The organism is Bradyrhizobium sp. F1.13.3, assembly GCF_040548265.1.
In the GTDB taxonomy this organism is placed as follows: domain Bacteria; phylum Pseudomonadota; class Alphaproteobacteria; order Rhizobiales; family Xanthobacteraceae; genus Bradyrhizobium.
Window position 1 is genome coordinate 929470 of record NZ_JBEPRI010000001.1, and the last position, 18654, is coordinate 948123.

Annotated in this window: 19 protein-coding genes and 1 pseudogene; 14 read left to right on the forward strand and 6 right to left on the reverse strand. The window is 64.3% G+C overall.

What is annotated here, in order from left to right; all coding sequences use genetic code 11:
- Window positions 1-97 precede the first annotated feature (97 nt).
- Genes ABIB66_RS04205 through ABIB66_RS04220 form a run of 4 tightly spaced genes read left to right on the forward strand, consistent with a single transcriptional unit; the run spans window position 98 to window position 2184 of the window.
- Window positions 98-571: a tellurite resistance TerB family protein gene (locus tag ABIB66_RS04205; RefSeq protein ID WP_275167445.1), complete on the forward strand. Its 474-nt coding sequence runs from the start codon at window positions 98-100 to the stop codon at window positions 569-571.
- Between the two features lie 2 nt (window positions 572-573).
- Window positions 574-936 (forward strand): hypothetical protein, encoded by a 363-nt coding sequence (locus tag ABIB66_RS04210; RefSeq protein ID WP_275167444.1) that lies wholly within the window; start codon window positions 574-576, stop codon window positions 934-936.
- On the forward strand, window positions 933-1568 hold the full coding sequence (locus ABIB66_RS04215; RefSeq protein ID WP_063992876.1) for a TerC family protein: 636 nt from the start codon (window positions 933-935) through the stop codon (window positions 1566-1568). The genes ABIB66_RS04210 and ABIB66_RS04215 overlap by 4 nt, the downstream gene beginning before the upstream one ends.
- Window positions 1569-1599: 31 nt before the next feature.
- Window positions 1600-2184 carry a TIGR00645 family protein gene (locus tag ABIB66_RS04220; RefSeq protein WP_007608795.1) on the forward strand — a complete coding sequence of 195 codons (585 nt, stop codon included), beginning with the start codon at window positions 1600-1602 and terminating at the stop codon, window positions 2182-2184.
- Between the two features lie 22 nt (window positions 2185-2206).
- Here ABIB66_RS04220 and ABIB66_RS04225 read toward each other — a convergent pair whose 3' ends face one another.
- On the reverse strand, window positions 2207-3145 hold the full coding sequence (locus ABIB66_RS04225) for a LysR family transcriptional regulator (RefSeq protein WP_354204323.1): 939 nt from the start codon (window positions 3143-3145) through the stop codon (window positions 2207-2209).
- Between the two features lie 158 nt (window positions 3146-3303).
- Between ABIB66_RS04225 and ABIB66_RS04230 the strand changes: the two genes are divergently transcribed.
- Complete coding sequence (locus ABIB66_RS04230) at window positions 3304-3879, forward strand: hypothetical protein (RefSeq protein ID WP_354204321.1); 576 nt, start codon at window positions 3304-3306, stop codon at window positions 3877-3879.
- Window positions 3880-3911: 32 nt separating this feature from the next.
- On the opposite strand, the gene ABIB66_RS04235 is transcribed toward ABIB66_RS04230, so the two are convergent.
- A complete protein-coding gene (locus ABIB66_RS04235; protein ID WP_354204320.1) occupies window positions 3912-4994 on the reverse strand; it encodes a substrate-binding domain-containing protein in 1083 nt (360 codons plus the stop codon).
- Between the two features lie 112 nt (window positions 4995-5106).
- Between ABIB66_RS04235 and ABIB66_RS04240 the strand changes: the two are divergent.
- Both ABIB66_RS04240 and ABIB66_RS04245 read left to right on the forward strand, forming a co-directional pair.
- Window positions 5107-6590, forward strand: a pseudogene (locus ABIB66_RS04240) (aldehyde dehydrogenase family protein).
- Window positions 6591-6772: 182 nt separating this feature from the next.
- The gene (locus tag ABIB66_RS04245; RefSeq protein ID WP_354204319.1) at window positions 6773-7036 is read left to right on the forward strand and encodes a hypothetical protein; all 264 of its coding nucleotides are present in this window, start codon (window positions 6773-6775) and stop codon (window positions 7034-7036) included.
- Window positions 7037-7043: 7 nt separating this feature from the next.
- On the opposite strand, the gene ABIB66_RS04250 is transcribed toward ABIB66_RS04245, so the two are convergent.
- Window positions 7044-7940: an alpha/beta hydrolase family protein gene (locus tag ABIB66_RS04250; RefSeq protein WP_354204318.1), complete on the reverse strand. Its 897-nt coding sequence runs from the start codon at window positions 7938-7940 to the stop codon at window positions 7044-7046.
- A 180-nt stretch (window positions 7941-8120) separates the two neighbouring features.
- Between ABIB66_RS04250 and ABIB66_RS04255 the strand changes: the two genes are divergently transcribed.
- The 3 genes from ABIB66_RS04255 (at window position 8121) to ABIB66_RS04265 (ending at window position 11716) form a co-directional block, all read left to right on the forward strand.
- A complete protein-coding gene (locus ABIB66_RS04255; protein WP_354204316.1) occupies window positions 8121-9509 on the forward strand; it encodes a class II 3-deoxy-7-phosphoheptulonate synthase in 1389 nt (462 codons plus the stop codon).
- Between the two features lie 4 nt (window positions 9510-9513).
- The gene (locus ABIB66_RS04260; protein WP_275167439.1) at window positions 9514-9867 is read left to right on the forward strand and encodes a diacylglycerol kinase; all 354 of its coding nucleotides are present in this window, start codon (window positions 9514-9516) and stop codon (window positions 9865-9867) included.
- A 91-nt stretch (window positions 9868-9958) separates the two neighbouring features.
- Window positions 9959-11716 (forward strand): NAD+ synthase, encoded by a 1758-nt coding sequence (locus ABIB66_RS04265; protein WP_354254177.1) that lies wholly within the window; start codon window positions 9959-9961, stop codon window positions 11714-11716.
- Between the two features lie 165 nt (window positions 11717-11881).
- On the opposite strand, the gene ABIB66_RS04270 is transcribed toward ABIB66_RS04265, so the two are convergent.
- Complete coding sequence (locus ABIB66_RS04270) at window positions 11882-13066, reverse strand: DUF2865 domain-containing protein (protein ID WP_354254178.1); 1185 nt, start codon at window positions 13064-13066, stop codon at window positions 11882-11884.
- Between the two features lie 130 nt (window positions 13067-13196).
- The gene (locus ABIB66_RS04275) at window positions 13197-13502 is read right to left on the reverse strand and encodes a hypothetical protein (RefSeq protein ID WP_354204575.1); all 306 of its coding nucleotides are present in this window, start codon (window positions 13500-13502) and stop codon (window positions 13197-13199) included.
- A 291-nt stretch (window positions 13503-13793) separates the two neighbouring features.
- Here ABIB66_RS04275 and cysS point away from each other — a divergent pair, with 291 nt between their 5' ends.
- The 4 genes from cysS (at window position 13794) to ABIB66_RS04295 (ending at window position 17919) form a co-directional block, all read left to right on the forward strand.
- Window positions 13794-15176: a cysteine--tRNA ligase gene (gene cysS, locus ABIB66_RS04280; RefSeq protein ID WP_354204309.1), complete on the forward strand. Its 1383-nt coding sequence runs from the start codon at window positions 13794-13796 to the stop codon at window positions 15174-15176.
- Between the two features lie 115 nt (window positions 15177-15291).
- A complete protein-coding gene (locus ABIB66_RS04285) occupies window positions 15292-15801 on the forward strand; it encodes a GNAT family N-acetyltransferase (RefSeq protein WP_354055631.1) in 510 nt (169 codons plus the stop codon).
- Window positions 15798-17396: a citramalate synthase gene (gene cimA / locus ABIB66_RS04290; RefSeq protein ID WP_354204307.1), complete on the forward strand. Its 1599-nt coding sequence runs from the start codon at window positions 15798-15800 to the stop codon at window positions 17394-17396. Before ABIB66_RS04285 ends, cimA begins: the two co-directional genes overlap by 4 nt.
- 145 nt (window positions 17397-17541) lie before the next feature.
- Window positions 17542-17919 carry a VOC family protein gene (locus tag ABIB66_RS04295; protein ID WP_354204305.1) on the forward strand — a complete coding sequence of 126 codons (378 nt, stop codon included), beginning with the start codon at window positions 17542-17544 and terminating at the stop codon, window positions 17917-17919.
- Here the strand turns inward: ABIB66_RS04295 and ABIB66_RS04300 are convergent.
- Window positions 17916-18521, reverse strand: a complete 606-nt coding sequence (locus tag ABIB66_RS04300) for an LOG family protein (protein ID WP_275167431.1) — start codon at window positions 18519-18521, stop codon at window positions 17916-17918. The genes ABIB66_RS04295 and ABIB66_RS04300 overlap by 4 nt on opposite strands.
- Between the last annotated feature and the right edge of the window lie 133 nt (window positions 18522-18654).

Genomic DNA, 18654 nt, shown 5'->3' on the forward strand with positions numbered 1-18654 from the left:
TGGATCGGCCGATCGTCGGGCCTTCTTGAGAGTCTCTCCGACCCAATCGTCCCCATCGCAGCCCCGTGCGGTCATTTCGCAAGATACGGGAGCAACGATGTCCGACGCCAAGCATTCAAATCCGATCGAAATCGAGATCACGGAGCCGTCCAGCCTGAACGAGCAGGCTGCGGTAGCGCTGGTGATCGTCGGCGCGCTGGTTGCGGTCGCCGACCGGCAAGTTTCGCCGGTCGAACGCGACGAGGTCGTCCGTTTCATCCGGGATCGCAAGCTGGCACCGCACATGTCTGACGACCGGCTCTACGCGATGTTCGACGAGCTTGCCGAACGTCTCGAAGAACCGGATTTCGCCAATGTGGTGATCGACAATTTGCGTCCGGTTTCGGACCTGCCGCTGTCGGCTCATTTGATGGAACTGTCGGAGCGCGTCGCGGCCGCGGACGAGGACGTGCATCCCCATGAAGTGCAGGCGATCAAGCTGTTGCGCTTGCTGACGCTGGTGCTGCCGCGCGCAAAGCAGGTGGCGCCGGGTGCAGTGCGTGCCGATCAGCGCATCGCCGCCGAGGAATAAGCATGAGCGCAGTTTCGGACGAGGATAAGACAGGGACTGCGGGCGCTACCGGCCAGATGGCCGGCGGCGACCCGCGCCTCGACAAGCTTGTCCTTCGCCTGCCGCCGCGCATGGGCGACACCGTCACCTATCTGCTCAAGCCGTCCAGCCGCTGGGTGAGAATTCCCTCGGGCGCGCTGCTCATTGTCGGCGGCGTGCTCTCCTTCCTGCCGGTGCTCGGCGTCTGGATGCTCCCGCTCGGCCTGGCTTTGCTCGCTGAAGACGTGCCCGCGCTGCGATCCTCGCGCGCCAAGGTTTTGGATTGGGTCGAGCGGAAGAAGCCGCACTGGCTCGATTCGTCCGCACCGAAAAATGACCAATCATGACTGAATTCATCACAACCGAAGCGCTGACCGCGCTGTTTCAGGTCGTCCTGATCGACCTCGTGCTCGCCGGCGACAATGCCGTCGTCATTGGCCTTGCCGCAGCGGGCCTGCCGGCCGAGCAGCGGCGGCGCGCAATCGTCGTCGGCATCATCGCCGCCACCGCCCTGCGCATCGTCTTTGCCGGCGTCGCGACCCAGCTTCTGCAAGTGATCGGGCTATTGCTCGCCGGTGGCGTGCTGCTGCTCTGGGTATGCTGGAAGATGTGGCGGGAGCTGCGCGAGCAGTCCGCGCATGCGAACGAGTTCGCGTTCAGCCACGGCGGCAGCAGCGCTGCTCCTGCCTCCCGCAAGACCTTCAGACAGGCGGCCGTGCAGATCGTCGCCGCCGACGTCTCGATGTCGCTCGACAACGTGCTCGCGGTCGCGGGCGCTGCGCGCGAGCATCCCTACATCCTCGCCTTCGGCCTGTTATTGTCGGTCGCGCTCATGGGCGTCGCCGCCGATTTGCTCGGCCGCGTGCTCCAGAAGCAGCGCTGGATCGGCTATGTCGGCCTCGCCATCATCGTTTACGTCGCCTTCGAGATGATCTATCGCGGGTCGCTCGAGCTCGCGCCTGTGATCGCGAGTCTCTGAGGCAACGTCTGTCTATCATCCGGAGTGATCAATGACGTCCGAACCCAAAGCACCTTCGGCGGTTTCCGTGCCGGCGCCGCAAATCGGCGCGTTCGCCCAACTCATCTTTGGCTCGCGCTGGCTGCAAGTTCCGCTTTATGTCGGCCTGATCGTTGCGCAGGCCGTCTATGTGCTGCTGTTCCTGAAGGAGCTCTGGCACCTGGTCGTGCACTCGTTCGACGCCAGCGAGCAACAGATCATGCTGGTCGTGCTCGGGCTGATCGACGTCGTGATGATCTCGAACCTGCTGGTGATGGTGATCGTCGGCGGTTACGAGACCTTCGTCTCGCGACTGAACCTCAGCGGTCATCCGGACGAGCCGGAATGGCTCAGCCATGTCAACGCCAGCGTGCTCAAGATCAAGCTTGCGATGGCGATTATCGGCATCTCCTCGATCTCGCTGCTCAGGACCTTCATCGAGGCGGGCAATCTCGGCACGACGCGTAGCAATTTCACTGAGAGCGGCGTGATGTGGCAGGTGCTGATCCATCTGACCTTCATCATCTCCGCCATTGGCATCGCCTGGGTCGACCGCCTCAGCGAGAGCGGCCAGCGCAAGGGAGCCGGCCACGGCTGAGCACTCGACCGGCGGCGCCTGATCAGGCGATCTGCGGGTAGGCCGCGTTTTCCTGCCGCTCGCGCTCGCCCAATTCGCGCACCAGCTCTTGCAGGAAGGATTCCGTGTAGGCGGGCAGGGTGCGCTCGGCGCGAACGTAGATGCCGAGGTCGGACCAGACCGGGCTGCCGGCATTGTCGAGCGGCAGGAAGACGAGCCGGCTGTCGCGTGACAGCCGGCCGATGCCGAGCTGGGTCTGGAAGGCGACGCCGACGCCGCGCGCGGCGAGCTCGCGCATCAGGTCGATCGAGTTGGCCTGGATCGCAGGCTCCGGCGTCTCGGACAGCTGCGCGATCAGCGGCTGGAGCAGATGATAGATCGACAGCTCCGGCAGCGCGTGGATGACGGGAAAGGCGAGACATTGGGTCAGCGTGACCGTCTTGCCGCGCGCCAGCGGATGCTCGCGCGCGACGACAGCACCCAGGCGAAACCGTTTCAAGGCGACCTGGCGCAGGTCCGGCGGATGCCGCAGCGCCATGGCGATGCCGATGTCGGCCTCGCCGCGGCTCAAAGCCTCCAGCACATCCGACGATCCCTTCACCTCGGTGGTGAAACTGACGCGCCGGGCCCGGCCGCGATGTGAGGCGATCAGGTCCGGCAGCACCGACTCCGTGAGCGACTCGATGCAGGCAATGCTGACGGTGCCGTGCCAAGTCCCCGACAGGGACGCGACGTCCGAGCGGAAGCGGTCGAGATCCTGGAGCACGTTCATGACATGCCGGGCCAACATCTCGCCGACCGTCGTCAGCGTCAGGCCGCGCGCATTGCGCTCGAACAACGGTGATCCAACCTCCTGTTCAAGCTTGAGAATCTGGCGGCTTACGGCCGAGGAGGCAACGTTCAGCAGGCGCGCGGCGGCCCGGATCGAACCGGTGCGGCGGACGGCGTGGAAGTACTGGATGGCCGGTGAGTGAAAGCGCATGGGACCCCCGGCTGGACTATAGCTGTTGCCGAAACGGCATCAACATGTACGAAATTCTCTGCTTTTCGAGCGCGCTTCTCCCACCTAGGTTCGCCGCCGGCTTGGCCGGCCCCGCCGGACCGTCATGCCATGCGCAACGAGGCGCGAGGGGATCCGGGGTGGACGAGAACATTGTTTGCGAGGTCGCGCCGGACACGCGTCTGGTCGATCGCCGTCGCGCGGCTGCCTATGTCGGCGTGACCGCCGGACGCTTCGAGCAGCTGGTGCGCGACAGCGTCGTGCCACCGCCGGTCATGGTGGACAACAAGCGGCGCTGGCCGCTCGCGTTGCTTGACGTCGCGAAGGACGCGGTTGTCAGCAGCAGCATGCCCTGCTTGCCGCAGGTGACGGTCGAAATTGCGCAGGACGCGCGTCCCTGCGAACGGGCCCCGGCACCAGCCTCGCACGAACTGCCGGACCAGGCCTGGTTCGAGCAGCGCGCGCGGTTCGTTCAGCGCGTGCGCCGGTCGCTGCTGTCGGGCAACGAGATACGTCTTTTGCGCGAGTTCAAGCTGCTCAGGCAGAACCAGATCAGCATGTTCGGCTATTACGGCAGCTTCGAAGCCCTGATGGTGCGCGGCTACATCGTCGAGCTCGCGCGAAAGCCTCCGTCGAGCCGTCCGCTGGTGACGTATCGCCTGACCGCCCAGGGCGAGCAGGTCATGTCGGCGCTGAAGGACGAGCCGGCGATCTGACCGGCGCGGACAGGCGATGGAATCCTCCGGCATCATCGCACGGCGTGCATCTCCAGAAACGCCTTCACGCCGGTGACGGTGCCGGTGTCCGACGGCACATAACCCGGCAGGGTGGCGACGGCCGCGCGAAAATCGGCGCTGCGGATGATCTCCAGGATGCGTCGCATCGGCCCGGTGTCCAGGAACGCGCGCTTGCAGACGAAGAAATAATCCTCGGTGAGGAGCCGGATGAAATCGAGCCCGAAATGCCGGGCGGCGGCTTCGACGCCGAAACTCGCATCGGCCATGCCGCTCGCGACATAGGCTGCAACCGCGGCGTGGGTGAACTCGATCTGCTGCGCGCCGTTGATGCGGCTCTCGTCAATTCCGCTTGCCGCGAGCAGTTGGTCGAACAGAAGCCGCGTGCCGGAATCGTGGTCGCGGTTGACGAAGCGGACTTTTGGTCCGGTGAGATCATCGAGCGAAGCGATGCGCAGTGGATTGCCGCGCGCGACCATCAATCCCATTTCGCGCGTGACGAAGCTGATGATGCGATCCTCGCGCGGATCCAGCCATTCGCGCGCAGCCTTGATGCCCTGGGCGCGCAGCGCGCCGTGTGGCAGATGCAGGCCGGAGAGATCGCAGGCACCCTGCGCCAGCGAGACCAGCGAATGCTGGTTGCTGACATAGCGGAGATCGACGCCGATGCCGGGCTCGCGGTCGAGGAATTCGCGCAGTTTTGCGACCGCAAAACCGTGGCTGGCATGCACGCGGATCACCGACGGGCGCTGCTCGAGGAACGGCTTGATCTCGTTCGCCAGCTCCTGCGCCAGATTTTCGAGCTGAAGTCCGAGGCGGGCCTGCATGCGCTCGCCCGCCCACACCAGCCGCTCGCCGAACGGTGTGAGCTTTGAGCCCTTGCCGCGCTGGGTTTCCACCAGCGGCGTGCCGAAGAACTCCGACCATTGCTCGATCAGATTCCAGACGTGGCGATAGGAGAGGTGCGCGTCCTTGGCTGCGCTGGTGATCTTCCCGGTTCTCCTGATCTCGTTGAGGACCCCGAGCATGACGATGGCGGTGCGCGGATTGCCCTCGCGGCGAAACCGCCAGACGGCCTCGATCTCGATCTGAAGCATTGGGCCTCCTTATGAACTAAACTTCATATGACGGCGATCCATTTGCAATTCATATCATATTTACTCCAGTCCATAGGCGCCTAGTCTGTATACCAGAACGGGAGGAAATATGATGTCTGTTGCATATGACTTTGCACACTCGCCGGCCACCGAGTTCATGTCCCGGCCACAGCATCTGCTGATCGACGGCCGCCGCATCCCCGCAAGCTCCGGTCGCACCTTCAAGTCGCTCAATCCGGCCACCGGGCAGGTCATCGCCGTCGTCGCCGAAGGCAACGAGGCCGATGTGGAGCATGCGGTCGCCGCCGCGCGCCGGGCTTTCGAAGGCCCATGGCGCACGATGCGGGCGTCCGAACGCGGCCAGATCCTGCTGCGCTGGGCTGAGCTGCTGAAGGCTCACGCCGAGGAGATCATCGAACTCGAGTCGATCGATGCGGGCAAGCCGATCGCCGCGACATCGCGGCAGGATTTTCCGGCCGCCGTCGACACGCTGATCTACTACGCCGGTTGGGCCGACAAGATCAGCGGCGACGTCGTGCCCGTGCGCGATGATGCCCTGACTTACACCGTGCGCGAACCGGTCGGCGTGGTCGCGGCGTCGTGCCCTGGAATTTCCCGCTGATGATCGGGATGTGGAAGCTCGCGCCGGCGCTGGCCTGCGGCTGCACCATCGTGATGAAGCCGGCCGAGCTGACCTCGCTGTCGGCGCTGCGCATCGCCGAGCTCGCGCTCGAAGCCGGCCTGCCGGCGGGCGTCTTCAACGTGGTCACTGGCCCCGGCCGCGTCGTAGGCGACGCGCTGGTCAATCACCCCGACGTCGACAAGGTCACCTTCACCGGCTCTCCCGGTGTGGGGCGGGGAATCATGAAGGGCGCCGCAAGCAATTTCAAGCGCGTCTCGCTTGAGCTGGGCGGCAAGTCGGCCAACGTCATTTTCGACGATGCCGATCTCGAAGCCGCATCGAAAGCTGCGGCTTCCGGCATCTTCTTCAATGCCGGCCAGGTCTGCTCGGCCGGCTCGCGCGTGCTGGTGCAGGAGAAGGCCTATGACGAGGTCGTCGAACGACTGGCGGCGCGCGCAAAGTCGCTCAGGATCGGCGACCCGCTCGACCGCAAGACGACGCTCGGCCCGGTCATATCCGAGAAGCAGATGAAGTCGGTCCTCGACTATGTCGAGATCGGCCGCAAGGAGGGTGCGACCCTCGTCACCGGTGGTGAGAAGGTCGGCGATCGCGGCTACTTCATCAGCCCCGCGGTGTTCGCGAATGTCGCGCACGAGATGCGGATCTCGCAGGAGGAGATCTTTGGCCCCGTCGTCAGCGTCATCAAGTTCAAGGACGAGGCCGACGCTTTGCGGATTGCCAACGGCACGGCTTACAGCCTCGCCGCCGGCGTCTGGAGCCGCGACATCGGCAGGCTGCAGCGCTTCGCCAAGCGGGCGCGCGCGGGCACGGTCTGGATGAACACCTATGGCTATACCGACGTGCGGCTGCCCTGGGGCGGCGAGCGCGACTCCGGCCTCGGCCGCGAGCACGGCACCGCCGCGCTCGACAATTTCACCGAGCCAAAGGCTGTCTGGATGAATCTGGCCGTTTGATACCTCCCGAGCGGCCAAGCCTGGAGCCCGCCTGACTACAGGCGGGCTCTTTTTTTCGAGATCGATAAAATTGTCTGCATTCCGCTCAGCGGCGGCAAACCCTGCGAACAAGAACTATGCGGCCTTAAACCCCGGCTTTGGAACCGGCGTGCATTCTGCCTGCAACAGGGTAGGGCATCAGCATGTCAGTTCTCAGGGAGGTCGTCGTCGCGATCGCGGGAGTGTACGCACTTCTGTTCGCGTGCGACGCAATGTTCGGGATCGGCGAGGCGCGCTTCGACGAAGCCTATTACAGCGCCAGCTTCTACGCGCCGCGGCCGAAGGAGTTTCGTTTCGCCGGCGACACGCCGCCGGCCGTCCGCGTCAGCGACGCCTTTGCGCAATTCGCACCGGGCGAAGCCAAGCCGAACAAGCGCTACTCGTCGCTGACAACGATCATCCGGTAAGCGCCGTCTACTCTCCCTGGATCCACTCCGCGACGCTGCGCCACAATGTGTCGCGATGGTCGGGGCGGAAGAAGCCAAAATGGCCGATCGCCTTGGCGCCGACGTCGGACGGCTTCACGTTGATTACCTCCGGCTTGATCGCGGTGAATCCGCGCGCGAGCAGCTCGACCGCCGGCCGCGTCGCCCAGGGATCGTCGGAGAAGCAGAGTGTGCGCAGCTCGCCCTTGAACTTGGCGAAATTCTCCAGCGCCGGCAGCTTTGAATCGAAGAGATAACGGGGGCTCGAGACCCACTCGGCCCATTGCAGGAAGACGCCCTTGGGCAGATCCTCACCGATGCCGGCCCAGCCCGGCGCGTAACCGAGCGCGTGGACGAGCGGCACGCCGACAAAATTCATGAAGGCGAAGACGCGGTATTTTTCCGGCGACGTCATCAGCCGCCAGGTCGCCGCCTGCGAGGCCACGAACGCGGCGCGCGAAATCTCCGTGTTGTTGGCGATCAGCCCGAGCGCCTGGCCGCCAAAGGAGTGACCGACATAGGCCAAGGGCAGGGTATTGTAGCGCTCGCGCATCCAGTGCACCGCGGCGCTGACGTCGAGCGCGGCCCAGTCCGACATCGAGGCCTTGAAGCCGACCAGCGATTTCGGCTGGTTGTAGCCGACCATCGCCGGCAGCCGGGAGTCGCCGATGCCGCGATAGTCGTAGGTCAGGACCGCGCAGCCGCGATGGGCGAGATAGGAGGCAAAGCCGCGATAGATTTTTCGCGGGACGGCGGTCGCCGAATTGACCAACACGGCATGACGTTTGGTGCCGCGGGGCAAGAATAGCGTACCGCTCAGCGCATACCCGTCGGTCGCCGGGAAGCTGATCTCGTCGATGAAAACGTCGTCCAGTGCCATGTCCATGGGCCGAAGGTATCTTGCCAGTTCCGAGCCGTTTCCCAGCAAATGCGAATTTGGCTTTCCCCGCAAGGCTTTGCAGTGCCAGACGGATTTACAACTGGCGGCCGGTGGCCAGCCTGTGTATAAGGCGACCCTCGCAACCCACAGATCAGGTTGTGCTTTTTGCTTTACGGAGAGATTGCGATGTCCGAGCGGTGGACGCCCGAGTCCTGGCGCAGCAAGCCGGTGCTACAGGTGCCCGATTATCCCGACGCCAAGGCCCTGGCCGACGTCGAGGCGCAGCTTGCGACCTTTCCGCCGCTGGTGTTCGCGGGCGAGGCGCGCAATCTGAAGAAGGCGCTGGCTCGGGTCGCGGCCGGTGAGGCCTTCCTGCTGCAGGGCGGCGACTGCGCCGAGAGTTTTGCCGAGCACGGCGCCAATAACATCCGCGACTTCTTTCGCGTGTTGCTCCAGATGGCGGTGGTGCTGACTTATGCCGGCGCCGTCCCGGTGGTGAAGGTCGGGCGCGTCGCCGGCCAGTTCGCAAAACCCCGGTCCTCGTCGACCGAGAAGATCGACGGTGTCGAGCTGCCGAGCTATCGCGGCGACATCGTCAACGACATCGCCTTCACCAAGCAAGCGCGCGTCCCCGATCCGCAGCGCCAGCTGATGGCCTATCGCCAGTCGGCCGCGACGCTGAATTTGTTGCGTGCGTTCGCGACCGGCGGCTACGCCAATCTCGGCAGCGTGCATCAGTGGATGCTCGGCTTCCTCAAGGATAGTCCGCAGTCCCGCCGCTACAAGGAATTGGCCGATCGCATCTCCGATGCGCTCAATTTCATGCGCGCCTGCGGCCTCGATCTCGAGGCGCACCCCGAGCTGCGCGCCACTGATTTCTACACCAGCCACGAGGCCCTGCTGCTCGGCTACGAGCAGGCCATGACCCGCGTCGATTCCACCACCGGCGACTGGTACGCGACCTCGGGGCACATGATCTGGATCGGCGACCGCACCCGCCAGCTCGACCACGGCCATATCGAATATTTCCGCGGCATCAAGAATCCGATCGGGCTCAAGTGCGGCCCGTCGCTCAAGCCCGACGAGCTGCTGAAGCTGATCGACGTGCTCAATCCCGACAACGAACCGGGCCGGCTGACGCTGATCGGCCGCTTCGGCTCCGACAAGATCGGCGAGCACCTGCCGAACATGATCCGCGCCGTGAAGCGCGAGGGCAAGGTGGTTGTCTGGTCGTGCGATCCCATGCACGGCAACACCATCACCTCGACGTCAGGCTACAAGACGCGGCCTTTCGACCGCATCCTGTCCGAGGTGAAGTCGTTCTTCGCGATCCACGCCGCGGAAGGCACCCATGCCGGCGGCGTGCATCTGGAGATGACCGGTCAGGACGTCACCGAGTGCCTCGGCGGCGCCCGCGCGATCACCGACGAGGATCTCAACGACCGCTATCACACGGTCTGTGATCCCCGGCTCAACGCCGAGCAATCCATCGACATGGCTTTCCTGGTCGCAGAACTGCTCAAGCAGGAACGCGCAGGCAAGGTCAGGCCGATGCCGGCCGCAGCGGGGCTCTAAGACCTTGCTGCGAATCTGGAAGGCCACGATCAATTCCCGTAACGGTCTGGCCTTTGCGTTCCGCTCGGAGCAGGCCGTCCGCGAGGAGATCGTTGCGCTCCTGTTGTCGCTGCCGCTCGCATGGTTCGTCGGCGCGACCGCGATGCGCGCGGTCGAGCTGATCTGCGCGGTCGCGTTCGTGCTGGTGGTCGAGCTGCTCAATACTGCGATCGAGAAGCTTGCCGACCGGCTGACCATGGATCACGACAAGCAGATCGGACGGGTCAAGGACATGGGCTCGGCCGCGGTCGGTATTGCGCTCCTGATGGCCGGCGCGTTCTGGATCATCGCCATCATCGAGCGTTTGGGATTTCTCTAAAGCGCGTATCGCGCTTTAGACTGTTTTTTGGGCATGATCTTTTCGGAAAACCGCTTCACACTTTTCCGGATCATGCTCTGATCGGAGCGCCATGACCGAACGTCTCAACGCATTCGCGGTCACGCTCGCCCAGCTCAATCCGACCATGGGCGACATCGACGGCAATGCCGCGAAAGCGCGCGCAGCGCGCGTGCAGGCAGCCGCCGACGGCGCCGATCTCGTGCTGTTTCCGGAATTGTTCATCGCCGGTTACCCGCCGGAAGATCTGGTGCAGAAGCCTTCGTTTCAGGCCGCCTGCCGCGCTGCGATCGAAGCGCTGGCGCGCGAGACCGCCGATGGCGGGCCGGCCATGCTGGTCGGCACGCCTTGGGTCGAGGAGGGCAGGCTCTACAATGCCTGCGCGTTGCTCGATGGCGGCCGTATCGCTGGCTTGCGCTTCAAATGCAATCTGCCGAACTACGGCGTGTTCGACGAGAAGCGGCTGTTTTCGCGCGGCCCCGCGGCCGGCCCCGTCACCGTCCGCGGCGTGCGTATCGGTGTGCCGATCTGCGAGGACATCTGGCTGGAGGAGTCCGAGGACTACGAGAACGTGGTCGAGACGCTGGCCGAGACTGGCGCCGAGATCATCCTTGTGCCGAACGGATCTCCTTACGCCCGCAACAAGGCCGACGTGCGTTTGTCGGTCGCGGTCGCGCGCGTCACCGAGAGCGGCTTGCCGCTGGTCTATCTCAACCAGGTGTGCGGCCAGGACGAGCTGGTGTTCGACGGTGCTTCCTTCGCGCTCAACGGCGACCTTTCGCTCGCGGCGCAATTGCCGGCGTTCGCGGAAAGTATTACCACACTGCGCTTCGCGAGAAGCGGCGACGATTGGCGTTGCACCGGTCCGATCGCCGCGCAGCCCGAGGGCGACCACGCCGACTACGCGGCCTGCGTGCTGGGTCTGCGCGACTACGTCGCCAAGAATGGCTTTCCCGGTGTGCTGCTCGGGATTTCCGGCGGCATCGACTCCGCGCTGTGCGCAGCGATTGCGGTCGATGCGCTCGGTGCCGATCAGGTGCATGGCGTGATGCTGCCTTATCGCTACACCGCGGCAAGCTCGATTGCGGACGCCGGCGAGCTCGCCGGCCATTTCGGCATCCGCTACGAGGTGCTGCCGATCGCGGAGGCGGTGAATGGGTTCGAGACCATCCTGTCCGGCGTCTTCAAGAATCTGCCGCCCGATGTCACCGAGGAAAATCTCCAGGCCCGCACCCGTGGCACGCTGCTGATGGCGATCTCCAACAAGACCGGACTGATGGTGGTGACAACCGGCAACAAGTCGGAAATGTCGGTCGGCTACGCCACGCTCTACGGCGACATGAACGGCGGCTTCAATCCGATCAAGGACATCTACAAGACGCAGGTGTTTCGGCTGGCAAGCTTGCGCAATTCGTGGAAACCCGAGGGGGCGCTGGGGCCGGCCGGTGAGGTGATCCCGCCTGACATCATCACGCGTCCACCGACCGCGGAGCTGCGCGAGAACCAGACCGACCAGGATTCGTTGCCGGCTTACGACGTGCTCGATGCCATCCTGGAGCGTCTCATCGAGCGCGAAGAGCCGCTCGACCAGATCATCGCCGCCGGCTTCGACCGCGAGACGGTCATCCGCATCGATCGTCTCCTCAATGTCGCCGAATACAAGCGCCGCCAGGCTGCCCCCGGCGTCAAGGTCACGGCCAGGAATTTCGGCCGCGACCGCCGCTATCCCATCACCAACCGTTTTCGCGACAAAGGCGAGCAGCTCGCCGCCCCGGACGAGACGCTGGTATCGCGCGGGAGCAAAGCCTCGATCGACGCGTTCGAAGGGTGAGGCTGGCCGAAGTTCGTGGATGGACGCTGTCGCCACGTACGACGCCGTCATCATCCGCGAAGGCGGATGATCCAGTACGCCGCGGCGGGCGTTGTCGAAACCCAAGTGATGACACGGAGTACTGGATGCCCGCCTTCGCGGGGCATGACAGTTGTGCGTGGTGACCTACTTCTGCTGCTGCGGCAGGAAGCTCGGCCCGACCGAGCGGATCGGCTTGTTCTCGGACGAGGTCGCGGGGGTGCCCGTTTCCGCCGGCGGCGTTGCTGCCGGCGCGGTTGCCGTCGCCGGAGCCGCGCCCTTCTTGGCATTCGCGGGCGTGCCCTTGTTGAGCTGCCGCTGCTGCATCTTCTTGGCGCTCTCCTCGGTGACGATGATGTCACCCTGCTGCTCTGCCGACGCCTTGTCGTCGGTAGATTTGAGCGCATCGGCCCAGGTCTGGCCCGCGGCCTTGCAGGAGCAGGACGGGTTGAACTCGCTGCGGAATTTAAACGCGGTTGGCAGCGCCGTGTAGGGCTGGCCGCTGGTGGAGACCGCGGAGTTCATGTCTTCGCCGGGATTGCGATGGGTGTAGAGCACGGCTTCGGCGGCCGGGCACAGCGCCTTGCAGGTCTTCTCGTCGTCGGGGAAGCGCGCCGGCACGGTCGCAAACGAGACAGGGAAGTAAGCGCCGTCGCAGGTGCGTACGCACACGGTGCGATAGGTCCCTGATTGCGGGCCGAGATCGGACGGCGGCACGCCTTGCGGATTGTTGGGGTTGTTGCCGCCGAACAGATTGCTCAGGAAGTTGCCGCCGCCTTGCGACTGCGCTGCGTTGGCATATTGCGGGCCGCAATTGTTCTGCGCCAGCGCTGCCAGCACCGAGCGGCGCTGGTTGTCACGCTCGGGACTGAAGCCGCCGGGGCCGCCGCCGCGCAGGCGTTCGAGATTGCCGGTGATCTGGTCCAGGTTGGCGCGCATCTGCTGGATCTGGGTATTGACCGGACCGCATTGCGCCGACTGGCCGCTGAACAGCGAGAAGAAGCCGGAGGAATCGCAACCCATGCGCTTGGCCTGCATGGTGACGCGGTCGAGCTCGGCCTGCTGCTTGGTCTGGGATTCCTGATAGCGGCGGATCTGGTCTTCGCGCGCGGGATCACCGCCGCCGCCACGATCGAGACCGGCGAGCTGGCCTTCCAGACGCGCGCACATCGGGTTCGGTCCGAGCCCGTTCTGGCCGGGCGGAGGCGGCGGTCCCGGCGGGCCGGCCTGTGCGGAGGCACCATTAGCGAGCACGACCGTGCTCAAGAGCACGGCGCAGGCAAGGATCGAGCGAGCACGGGAGAGAGACAAAAATTCAGGCATATCCGCCATTCTAGCGAGGTCACGGCCACGCGTGATGTGGGGGGCCGAAGCGCGCCCTCCCATAGCCGCTTCCTGCGGCATCGTCACGTCGTTTCAGAGGCCAGCGATTGGGCCTAAAGTACGCCAGTTCCGAGCGAATTCAGCGCTGGCAGGTGATTGCGACATATTCATCGCAATGGCCATGGGAGCAGTTTGCGCCGGATTTGGGGACAGAGCCGGTAATTTCGTCGGGATCGACCCGGCGATAGGCCGAAGCCTGGGCAAAATCGCGTGACTGGCAGTAGGTGCGGGCGACCTGCGCGCCGCATTTGTCGCTCTTGGCCAGGCACTGATCGATGCCGTAACCGTCCGCCTGGTTGGGGATGATGAAGACGCGGGTCTCGGCGAGAGCGCTGGAAACAACAAGGATGGAGGCGCAGGAAATGAGCGCGAGCAATGATCGCATAAAAACACCGGGGCAAAAAAGAAGGAACTGCCAGTTCCAGAATGGGCTCAAATGGTTAAGGAGATGAACCATCTATGCGTGGCGGCTGCGCATAGCGGAGATAAAACGGCATTTCCCGGCTCTCTTGACGCGGGGCCGCCTCATAGCCCATATGTTCCGTTATGAACGGTCTCCTCGTCATTTGCGCCATTTGCCGCGAGATTACGAGCTAGCGATTCGCTGGCTGGAGCCGTCTTTTCTCAAAACCATTGAGAGCACTGGACGCCCGGCCAACAGCCGACGGGTATCCTTATGGAATTGCGCCTTTACGATACGCTGAGCCGGGAAAAGCGCACCTTCGTGCCGCTCGATGCCAAGGACGTCCGCATGTATGTCTGCGGACCGACCGTCTATGACTTCGCCCATATCGGCAATGCCCGGCCGGTGATCGTGTTCGACGTGCTGTTCCGACTGCTGCGCCATCTCTACGGTGAGGCGCACGTCAAATATGTCCGCAACATCACCGACGTCGACGACAAGATCAACGACCGCGCCGCGCGCGATTTTCCCGGCCTGCCGCTGAACGAGGCGATCCGAAAAGTCACGGAGCAGACCGGCAGACAGTTTCACGCTGATGTCGACGCACTCGGTGCGCTGCGGCCGAGCGTCGAGCCGCGCGCCACCGAACACATCGGCGAAATGCGCGAGATCATCGAACGGCTGGTCGCCGGCGGCTTTGCTTATGCTGCCGAGGATCACGTGCTGTTCTCGCCGCAGGCGATGAACGCGGCCGATTCCGGGCTGCCGCGCTATGGCGCGCTGTCCAACCGCTCGCTGGACGAGATGGTTGCCGGCGCCCGCGTCGATGTCGCGCCCTACAAGAAGGGCAACACCGACTTCGTGCTGTGGAAGCCGTCCAAGCCCGGCGAGCCGTCATGGCCGTCACCGGCCGGCATAACCGCGCAGGGGCGCCCGGGCTGGCACGTCGAGTGCTCGGCCATGGCCTGGAAGCATCTCGGCGAGCACTTCGACATCCATGGCGGCGGCATCGATCTCGTGTTTCCGCATCACGAGAACGAGGTCGCGCAGACCTGCTGCGCCTTCCACCGGGAGCGGATGGCGAATTACTGGATGCATAACGGCTTCCTGCAGGTCGAGAGCGAGAAGATGTCGAAATCGCTCGGCAATTTCGTCACGATTCACGAGCTGCTCGCGGATTGGCCGGGCGAAGTGTTGCGCCTGAATATGCTCAAGACGCATTACCGCTCGCCGATCGACTGGACGATGAAGTCGCTTGAGGAGAGCGCCAAGACGCTCGACGACTGGTATCGGGTTGCGGCTGACGTCACGGCCGGCAAGCCCGCCCCGTCAGTGGTCGAGCCGCTGCTCGACGACCTCAACACGCCGCTGGCGATTACGGCGCTGCATGGCCTGCGCGGCAGCGATGTTGGTGCTCTCGGGGGTTCGTTGCGTCTGCTCGGCTTTCTCTCCGAGAGTGCCGCGCAGTGGGAAGGGCGCAAGCAGCTGGCGAGCGGCGTCGATGCCAAGGAAGTCGAGCGGCTGATCTCGGAGCGGACAGCAGCGCGAGCGCGCAAGGACTTTGCGGAGTCCGATCGTATCCGCGATCTGCTTGCCGCGATGGGCGTTGCGATCAAGGATTCCAAGGAAGGGACGACGTGGGAGGTCGCGCGATGAAGCGGCCCGACACGCCCTTTCCGCGGCACTGGTTCTATTACATCGCGCTGAAAATCCTGCTGCTCGGCGCTGCCGTGGCGCTGGCGCTGAAACTCTATGGGATGTGGTGAAGACGATGGCACAAGCACTCCCCAAGCCCGGCCTGCGGCCCTTCCTGCCGGAGGACGTGCCGGTTCTCGCCGCGATCTTCACGGCCAGCATCGAAGAGCTGACCGGCGACGACTATAACGAAGCGCAGCAGCAGGCCTGGATGACGGCGGCGGAGGACGAAGAGTTCGGCAAGCGACTCGCCTCCGACCTGACGCTGATCGCAACGCTGGAGGGATCGCCCGTGGGCTTTGCGTCGCTGCGCGGCAAGGATCATATCCGCATGCTCTATGTGCATCCGGCCGTGGCCGGGCAGGGCCTCGCGACGATGCTGGTCGATGCGCTGGAAAAGCTTGCGGGCGGCCGCGGTGCCGACAAGCTGACGGTCGACGCCAGCGACAACGCGCAGGGCTTTTTCGCCAAGCGCGGCTATGTCGCCATGCAGCGCAACAGCATCACCGTCAACGACGAGTGGCTGGCCAACACCACAATGCAGAAGACGCTCGGCAGCGGACCCGCATCGGGAGCACTGCAATGAGCAAGGAGCGCCTTTATCTGTTCGACACCACGCTGCGCGACGGTGCGCAGACCAATGGCGTCGATTTCACGCTGACCGACAAGCAAATCATCGCCCAGATGCTCGATGAACTCGGCATCGACTATGTGGAGGGCGGCTATCCCGGCGCCAATCCGACCGACACCGAGTTCTTCGGCACCAAGCCGAAGTTTTCGCATGCGCGCTTCACTGCGTTCGGCATGACGCGGCGAGCCGGCCGGTCGGTCTCCAACGATCCCGGTGTGGCCGGGCTGCTGGAAGCCAAAGCCGACGCGATCTGCTTCGTGGCGAAGTCGTCGGCCTATCAGGTGCGCGTGGCGCTGGAGACGACGAAGGAGGAAAACCTCGCCTCGATCCGCGACAGCGTCGCAGCAGCAAAGGCCGCCGGCCGCGAGGTGATGCTCGACTGCGAGCATTTCTTCGACGGTTACAAGGAGGATTCCAGTTTCGCTCTCGCCTGCGCCAAAGCTGCTTATGAAGCCGGCGCGCGCTGGGTGGTGCTGTGCGACACCAACGGCGGCACCATGCCGAACGAGGTGGAAGCCATCGTTACCGAGGTGACCAAGCACATCCCCGGCGATCATCTCGGCATCCACGCCCATAACGACACCGAGCAGGCGGTGGCGAATTCGCTGGCCGCGGTGCGCGCCGGGGCGCGGCAGATCCAAGGCACGCTGAACGGCCTCGGCGAGCGGTGCGGCAACGCCAATCTCTGCTCGCTGATCCCGACCTTGAAGCTGAAGGCCGAGTTTGCCGACGCCTTCGAGATCGGCGTCACGGCGGAAAAGCTCGCAACCCTGGTCAAGGTGTCGCGCACGCTCGACGACATGCTCAACCGCGTGCCGAACCGTCATGCAGCGTATGTCGGCGAGAGCGCGTTCGTCACGAAGACCGGCATCCACGCCTCCGCCGTGCTGAAGGATCCGCAGACCTACGAGCATGTCCTGCCGGAGCTGGTCGGCAATCACCGAAAGGTCCTGGTGTCCGATCAGGCCGGCCGCTCCAATGTCATCGCCGAGCTCGACCGCGCCGGCATCGCCTACGAGAAGAGCGATCCGAAGCTGTCGCGGCTGGTCGAGGAATTGAAGGAGCGCGAGGCGCAAGGCTACGCCTATGAATCCGCCAACGCCTCGTTCGAGCTGCTGGCGCGGCGCACGCTCGGCAAGGTGCCGCATTATTTCGAGGTCGAACAGTTCGACGTCAATGTCGAGCAGCGCTACAATTCGCATGGCGAGCGCGTCACCGTGGCGCTGGCGGTGGTTAAGGTCGACGTCGCCGGCGAGCATTTGATCTCGGCGGCCGAAGGCAACGGTCCCGTCAACGCGCTCGACGTCGCGCTGCGCAAGGATCTCGGCAAGTACCAGAAATATATCGAAGGCCTGACGCTGATCGACTATCGCGTGCGTATCCTCAACGGCGGCACCGGCGCGGTCACGCGCGTCCTGATCGAGAGCGAGGACGAGAACGGCGACAGCTGGACCACGGTCGGCGTCTCCCCCAACATCATCGACGCCTCGTTCCAGGCGCTGATGGATTCGGTGATCTACAAGCTGGTGAAGTCGGGAGCGCCGGCGTAGGGAATAGTGACGTGAGCTATGGCGGCGCCATCAATGCCGTCATTGCGAGGAGCGAAGCGACGAAGCAATCCAGAGTGCTTCCGCAGGGCCAGTCTGGATTGCTTCGCTTCGCTCGCAATGACGAGGAGAGAGGGGAGCGCGACCCATGATCGACCACATCTCCGTCGGCGTCAGCGATCTGCAACTTTCGGCGACATTTTACGAAGCGACGCTCGGGGCCCTCGGGCTCACGCGCGTCGTCACGCGGCCGCGGACGATCGGCTTTGGCAAGGCCTATCCCGAATTCTGGATCAATCTGCGCGAGGGCATGCCACGCGTGCCGCCGGAGAGCGGCGTGCATATCTGCCTGCGGGCCAAGACGACCGCCGAGGTCGATGCTTTTCACACCGCCGCGCTGTCCGCCGGCGGCGCGTCCGACGGCGCGCCGGGTATCCGCCCGCACGATCGCGTGCGTTATTACGCAGCCTTTGTCGTCGATCCCGATGGTAACCGGATCGAGGCGGTGACGTTTCCCGCGGACTAAAGTTTGCGCGCCATTTCCGGGGCGAGCTGCTTTTCGGCATCGTCGATCTGTGCCGCAGCCGCCTTCAGCTTCGGCAAAATCTCTTCGATCCGATCGGCCTTGAGGATGTCGACCGAAAGCCCGGCGCGGATGAACTCGGTCTGACGCATGTGCGAGAGCAGCGAGAACAGCGGCTCCCAGAAATTATCGATGTTGGCCAGCAGCACCGGCTTGGCGTGACGTCCGAGCTGCTTCCAGGTCAATTGCTCGACCAGTTCCTCCAGCGTGCCGACGCCGCCAGGCAAGGCCACGAAGGCGTCGGAGCGTTCGAACATCAGCCGCTTGCGCTCGTGCATGTCGGGGGTGACGATCATCTCCTGCACGCGGGTCAGCGCGTTTTCGCGCATCCGCAGGAAATCGGGGATGATGCCGGTGACGGTGCCGCCGTGATCGAGCACGGAGGTCGCCACCGAGCCCATCAGGCCGAGCGAGCCGCCGCCGTAGACGAGGCGGATGTTGTTCTCAGCGAGCGCCTTGCCGAACGCCTTGGCGCCTTCGGTGAAACGGGGATTTGTTCCTGGGCCGGAGCCGCAATAGACACAGACGGTTTTGATCGTGCTCATTGGTGCCATGATGCATTGCAGCGAAGAGGCGTCAAGCCCAATCGGTGATTCGGGACTTCCGGAAATCTACCGGTAAACGACGAAGAACAATCGAAGATTCGCCATCTGGCGGGGTGCATGGGCATCGGTAAGG

Excerpts from the sequence above, each read along its gene's own strand:
- cimA (WP_354204307.1), top strand. The coding sequence starts at position 15,798 with ATGAGCAAGGAGCGCCTTTATCTGTTCGACACCACGCTGCGCGACGGT.
- ABIB66_RS04250 (WP_354204318.1), bottom strand. The coding sequence starts at position 7,940 with ATGGACATGGCACTGGACGACGTTTTCATCGACGAGATCAGCTTCCCG.
- ABIB66_RS04295 (WP_354204305.1), top strand. The coding sequence starts at position 17,542 with ATGATCGACCACATCTCCGTCGGCGTCAGCGATCTGCAACTTTCGGCG.
- ABIB66_RS04235 (WP_354204320.1), bottom strand. The coding sequence starts at position 4,994 with ATGCTTCAGATCGAGATCGAGGCCGTCTGGCGGTTTCGCCGCGAGGGC.
- ABIB66_RS04270 (WP_354254178.1), bottom strand. The coding sequence starts at position 13,066 with ATGGCGGATATGCCTGAATTTTTGTCTCTCTCCCGTGCTCGCTCGATC.
- ABIB66_RS04255 (WP_354204316.1), top strand. The coding sequence starts at position 8,121 with ATGTCCGAGCGGTGGACGCCCGAGTCCTGGCGCAGCAAGCCGGTGCTA.
- ABIB66_RS04205 (WP_275167445.1), top strand. The coding sequence starts at position 98 with ATGTCCGACGCCAAGCATTCAAATCCGATCGAAATCGAGATCACGGAG.
- ABIB66_RS04275 (WP_354204575.1), bottom strand. The coding sequence starts at position 13,502 with ATGCGATCATTGCTCGCGCTCATTTCCTGCGCCTCCATCCTTGTTGTT.
- ABIB66_RS04285 (WP_354055631.1), top strand. The coding sequence starts at position 15,292 with ATGGCACAAGCACTCCCCAAGCCCGGCCTGCGGCCCTTCCTGCCGGAG.
- ABIB66_RS04300 (WP_275167431.1), bottom strand. The coding sequence starts at position 18,521 with ATGAGCACGATCAAAACCGTCTGTGTCTATTGCGGCTCCGGCCCAGGA.
- ABIB66_RS04210 (WP_275167444.1), top strand. The coding sequence starts at position 574 with ATGAGCGCAGTTTCGGACGAGGATAAGACAGGGACTGCGGGCGCTACC.
- ABIB66_RS04245 (WP_354204319.1), top strand. The coding sequence starts at position 6,773 with ATGTCAGTTCTCAGGGAGGTCGTCGTCGCGATCGCGGGAGTGTACGCA.
- ABIB66_RS04225 (WP_354204323.1), bottom strand. The coding sequence starts at position 3,145 with ATGCGCTTTCACTCACCGGCCATCCAGTACTTCCACGCCGTCCGCCGC.
- ABIB66_RS04215 (WP_063992876.1), top strand. The coding sequence starts at position 933 with ATGACTGAATTCATCACAACCGAAGCGCTGACCGCGCTGTTTCAGGTC.
- ABIB66_RS04265 (WP_354254177.1), top strand. The coding sequence starts at position 9,959 with ATGACCGAACGTCTCAACGCATTCGCGGTCACGCTCGCCCAGCTCAAT.
- ABIB66_RS04220 (WP_007608795.1), top strand. The coding sequence starts at position 1,600 with ATGACGTCCGAACCCAAAGCACCTTCGGCGGTTTCCGTGCCGGCGCCG.
- cysS (WP_354204309.1), top strand. The coding sequence starts at position 13,794 with ATGGAATTGCGCCTTTACGATACGCTGAGCCGGGAAAAGCGCACCTTC.